Raw genomic sequence first — 5,093 nt, forward strand, 5'->3', positions numbered from 1 at the left:
ACCCACCGCCGATCCACCGGACTCCCGTCTTGTCGCCCCGCTGCCCCCGATTCCTGCGCCTGCTGTTGCTGCTGCTCGCCGTGCTGCCCGCCTGGTGCGCCGCGGTGACGCTGCAGCTGACGGTGCATGGCCCGGCCCGCAGCCTGGCCGACGGGGCGGAGTTCCGCGTCGACCCGACCGGGCAGGCGTCGGCCCCGGCGGTGCTGGCCGAGAGCGGCGGCTGGCAGCCGCTGCCGGACGACGAGGTGTTCGGTGCGCGCTGGCCGGCCGTGACCTGGGTGCGCTTCAGCGTGCAGGTGGGGGCGGGCAACGAAGCCGACTGGTTCCTCGAGCTGCCACACGCGACGCTGATGCGCGCCGAGGTGTACCGCGTCGGGCCCGAGGCCCGCATCGGGGCGCCGCAGGCGAGYGGCGTGCTGACGCCCATCTCGCAATGGCCCGTGCGCGCGTCGCTGCCGGTGTTCCAGCTGCATGCCGACGCGCAGCGCGCCACCACCTACCTGCTGCGCCTGGAGCATCCCGCCACGCTCGGCGGCGCGCCGCTGATCCGCAGCCCGCGCGACCTGCTCGAAAGCCAGGGCACGGCCCAGCTCTTCATCGGGGCGTACTTCGGGCTCGCGCTGCTGGCCTTGCTGTACGTGGTGGTGCAGGCGATGGTCCACCGCGACGGCGCGCTCGGCTGGTGCAGCGCCTACCTGGTGGCGATGATCCTGACGCTCGCCTGCCTGAGCGGCCAGGTCCACCAGACGCTGGTCGGCGAGGAGCCGGCGCTGAGCGCCGCGCTGTTGATGCTGAGCCCGGTGCTGCTCGGCGCGGTCGGATTGGCGTTCCTGCGCTCGGCGGTGCCGCAGGCGGTGATCGGCCCGCTCGAGCGGGCGCTGGTGTGGCTGTGCATCGTGCTGGCCGCGCTGCTGGCGGCGGCCTACCCGTTCCTCGACCTGGCCGAGCGCTGGTTCCTGACGCGCTCGTTCGGCGCGCTGTCGATGCTGGTGGGCGGCGGCCTGCTGGTGCGTTCGCTGCGCTGGCAGCTGCCGCACGTGCGCTGGCTGGCGGCTGGCCAGATCGTGCTGGGGGCGGGGGCGGCACTGCCGCTGCTGAAGGGCTTCGGCGTGGTGGCCAGCGGGCTGTTCTCGCAATACGGGCTGCTGTTCGCGAGCGCGATCGACCTGCCGCTGCTGCTCTATGCGATGTCGCTGCTGCGGCGCGACCACGACGTGGTGTCGGCGCGGCTGCGCGAGGCCGCGCAATACGACCTGGTGACCGGCCTGCTGCGCCCGAAGGAGCTGCTGCCGCGGCTCGCGCAGATGAAGTTCCGCAGCCAGCGGCACGCCATCCGCAGCGCGGTGGTGATGTTCGAGGTCGTCAACCTGCGCGATATCCGGCTGCGCCAGGGGGCCTCGATCGCCGAGCAGGCGCTGCTGATGGCGGGCCGGCAGGTGCAGCAGGGCATGCGCGCGTCCGATGTCGTGGTGCGCTTCAACGAGCAGCGGGTGGTCGCGCTGCTCGACGGCGTGGCCAATCCCGGCGAGGTGCTGATGACCGTGCACCGCATCATCCACCAGGCCCAGCACTACACCGGCGAGCTGCCGGGCGCCGAGACGCTGCAACTGCACGCGGTGGTGGCGCACCTGCCGGAGGACCGGCGCGACACGCCGCAGGCGCTGGTGGACGCGCTGGTGTCGCACCTCGGCCGCATGCGCCCGGGCAGCGGGGCGCGGCTGCGCCAGCTGACGACGCTCGCGCCGCAGCGCCAGCGGCCGCGCTGGTGGCGCAAGTGGTTGAAGACGCGGCCGTGGGAGGCGGGGGCGGAATAGGGCGAGAGCGTTGATCTCGCGTTGGCGCGACGCGGCTCCTTTGCGGGAGGACAGTGGTCAAGCGCCCGGGGTGGGCTGGCTGTCGGTCTGGGCTTCGATCAGTGCGCGTTCGCGCTCCAACTCACGTTGCAGTTCTTCTTCACTGGGCAGGGTGAAGCGGTAGCGCGATGCGAACAGTTGCTCACTCTCATGCAGCACGGAGTACCGTGCCACGGCCTCGTTCTTTTCTGAGCAGAGGATCAATCCGATGGTGGGGTTGTCCCCGGCGACGCGCTGCTGTTCTTCATACAGGCGGACATAGCCGTCCATCTGGCCGATATCCTGGTGCGTGAGTTCGCCGATCTTCAGGTCGACAAGCACGAAGCATTTGAGAAGGTAGTTGTAGAAGACGAGGTCGACGTAGAAGTCCTTGTCGGCGAAACGCACGCGCTTCTGGCGTGCCACGAAAGAAAATCCTCGCCCCAACTCCAGCAGGAACTGCTGAAGGCGCGTGATGATGGCATCTTCGAGTTGACTCTCGTGCAGCTGCTGCGTGTCGGGCAGGTCGAGAAACTCCAGCACGTAGGGGTCCTTCAGCACATCGATCGGGCGTAGCGTTTGGCTCGGCTCGTGTCGGTTTTGCTGCAGCATGCCGGGCTGGTCGGCGCTGGCCAGCAGGCGCTGGTGGTACAGCGTGTTGATCTGCCGTTCCAGGTCCCGGCGCGACCAATTGGCTTTCACCGCCTCGGCTTCATAGAACGCCCGGGCGTCACCGTCCTGCACTCGCATCAAGGCGCGGTAGTGCGACCAGCTGAGATGGGGATGGAAGGTGGATTCCCCACCCGGTGGGTGGGGAATGTCGGTGGGTACAGGTGACGGACCCGATTTGCCACCCGGTGGATGGGAAATTCTGTCGGGGTAGGCCAGGTAGAACTGGCGAAAGTACCCCAGGTTGGTCGCCGAGAAGCCCCTGCCATGTCGTTGGGTCAGTTGCCGGGCCAAGCGATCGATCAAGGACTTGCCATAGGCCGCCCGCTCTGCACCCTGCTGCAGGGCCTCGACCAATTCATGACCGATATGCCAGTAGGCCGTTACCGTCGCCGCGTTGACAGCACGCACGACCTGGCCGCGCGTGACCTCCAGAATGCTTGCGATGCGAACTGCCAGATCGTCAGCAGATTGCCAACCGGATTCGTCCTGATCGGCTGCCGTGAGAACTCCTTTCGGGGCCACCGCGCGACGGTTCATGGCATCTCCTGCACGGGACGTCCGGATCCCACCCGATCGACTCAGACGTTGAACAGGAAGTTCATCACGTCTCCATCCTTCACCACGTACTCCTTGCCTTCCGCCCGCATCTTGCCGGCATCCTTCGCGCCCTGCTCGCCCTTGAACGCGATGAAGTCGTCGAAGCCGATGGTCTGCGCGCGGATGAAGCCGCGCTCGAAGTCGGTGTGGATCACGCCGGCCGCCTGCGGCGCGGTGTCGCCGATGTGGATGGTCCAGGCGCGCACTTCCTTCACGCCGGCGGTGAAGTAGGTCTGCAGCCCGAGCAGGCCGAACGCCGCGCGGATCAGCCGGTTCAGGCCCGGCTCGCTCTGGCCCATCTCCTGCAGGAACATCAGCCGGTCTTCGTCCGGCATGTCGGCCAGCTCGGCCTCGGTCTTCGCGCAGATCGCCACCACCGGCGCCTTCTGGCCCTCGGCATAGGCGCGCAGCTTGTCGAGGTAGGGGTTGTTCTCGAAGCCGCCCTCGTCGACGTTGCCGACGAACATCGCCGGCTTCGCGGTGATCAGGCACAGCGGCTTCAGGATCACCTGCTCTTCCTTGCTGAACGCGATGCCGCGCACCGGCTTCGCTTCGTTCAGCGCGGCCTGGCACTTCTGCAGCACGTCGACCAGCTTGGCCGCTTCCTTGTCGTTGCCGGACTTGGCCGCCTTGATCGAGCGCTGCAGCGTCTTCTCGACCGTGGCCAGGTCGGCCAGGCACAGCTCGGTCTGGATCACCTCGATGTCGGAGATCGGGTCGACCTTGCCGGCGACGTGGATCACGTTCTCGTCATCGAAGCAGCGCACCACGTTGACGATCGCGTCGGTCTCGCGGATGTGGGCCAGGAACTGGTTGCCCAGGCCCTCGCCCTTGGACGCACCGGCCACCAGCCCGGCGATGTCGACGAACTCGACGATCGCCGGCACGATGCGTTCGGGCTTCACGATCGCCGACAAGGCCTGCAGGCGCGGGTCGGGCAGCTCGACGATGCCGACGTTCGGCTCGATCGTGCAGAACGGGTAGTTCTCGGCCGCGATGCCGGCTTTCGTCAGCGCGTTGAAAAGGGTGGACTTGCCGACGTTGGGCAGGCCCACGATGCCGCATTTGAGGCTCATGGAGGGGGCTTTCGCAGGTCGAGAGAGAGGGACGAATTTTAAGCGCTCGGCCTACACTGCCCGCTCGACCCCGTTCCAGACCCCTTCGAGGGACCCTCCGATGCTCGAACTCCTGCGCCTGAACCCGCACACCAAGGACCTCGGCGGCGGCTTCACCGTCCGCCGGCTGCTGCCCTCGTCGCAGCAGCAATCGGTCGGCCCCTTCCTGTTCTTCGACCACTTCGGCCCCATCACCGCCCAGCCGAGCGACAACCACGACGTGCGTCCGCACCCGCACATCGGCCTGGCCACCGTCACCTACCTGTTCGAGGGCGCGATGCTGCACCGCGACAGCACCGGCATCGTGCAGCGCATCGAGCCCGGCGCCATCAACTGGATGACGGCCGGCCGCGGCATCACCCACTCCGAGCGCGCACCCGACGACCTGCGCCACGTCGTGCGCCGCAGCCATGGGCTGCAGCTGTGGGCCGCGCTGCCGGCCGAGCACGAGGAAGACGCGCCGAGCTTCTCGCACACCGCGGCCGCGGCCATCCCCACGCTGACGGTGGGCGGCACCACGGTGCGCGTGCTGATCGGCAGCGCGTTCGACGTGGTCTCGCCGACCCCGACGCTGTCGCCCACCCTCTACGCCGACCTGGCGCTGCCGCCGGGCGGCCGCCTGCAGGTGCCGGCCGCGGCGCCGCAGCGGGCGCTGTACGGCATCGACCACGGGTTCACGCTCGACGGCCAGGCGGTGCCGCCGGGCGAGATGGTCGTGCTGCCCGAAGGCGCCGAGCCGGTGCTCGAGGCGCCGCAGGGCGCGCGCGTGATGCTGATCGGCGGCGAGCCGCTCGGCCACCGCTTCATGTGGTGGAACTTCGTCTCCAGCCGCAAGGACCGCATCGCCGAGGCCGCCGACGACTGGGCGGCCCAGCGC

The 5,093-nt window shown here is 68.8% G+C and carries 4 protein-coding genes; 2 read left to right on the forward strand and 2 right to left on the reverse strand.

The genetic code is table 11. The features are described from left to right. Positions 1-1,814, forward strand: a 1,814-nt coding sequence (locus AC1D01_RS20185) for a sensor domain-containing diguanylate cyclase (RefSeq protein WP_477869398.1), incomplete at its 5' end; no start/stop codon positions are given. Positions 1,815-1,871: 57 nt separating this feature from the next. On the opposite strand, the gene AC1D01_RS20190 is transcribed toward AC1D01_RS20185, so the two are convergent. Together AC1D01_RS20190 and ychF are read right to left on the reverse strand one after the other, a co-directional pair. Next, positions 1,872-3,041, reverse strand: coding sequence for a PDDEXK nuclease domain-containing protein (locus AC1D01_RS20190; protein ID WP_477869400.1), 1,170 nt, complete (start codon positions 3,039-3,041; stop codon positions 1,872-1,874). A 41-nt stretch (positions 3,042-3,082) separates the two neighbouring features. Beyond that, positions 3,083-4,177 (reverse strand): redox-regulated ATPase YchF, encoded by a 1,095-nt coding sequence (ychF, locus tag AC1D01_RS20195; protein WP_477869402.1) that lies wholly within the window; start codon positions 4,175-4,177, stop codon positions 3,083-3,085. Positions 4,178-4,277: 100 nt separating this feature from the next. On the opposite strand from ychF, the gene AC1D01_RS20200 reads away from it, so the two are divergent. Further along, positions 4,278-5,093, forward strand: an 816-nt coding sequence (locus AC1D01_RS20200; protein ID WP_477869404.1) for a pirin family protein, incomplete at its 3' end; no start/stop codon positions are given.

The sequence above is a fragment of the Rhizobacter sp. P3_B12 genome, from assembly GCF_056402895.1.

What these genes read in the sequence shown, in the direction of transcription:
- AC1D01_RS20190 (WP_477869400.1), bottom strand. Translation starts at nt 3,041, where the DNA reads ATGAACCGTCGCGCGGTGGCCCCGAAAGGAGTTCTCACGGCAGCCGAT.
- ychF (WP_477869402.1), bottom strand. Translation starts at nt 4,177, where the DNA reads ATGAGCCTCAAATGCGGCATCGTGGGCCTGCCCAACGTCGGCAAGTCC.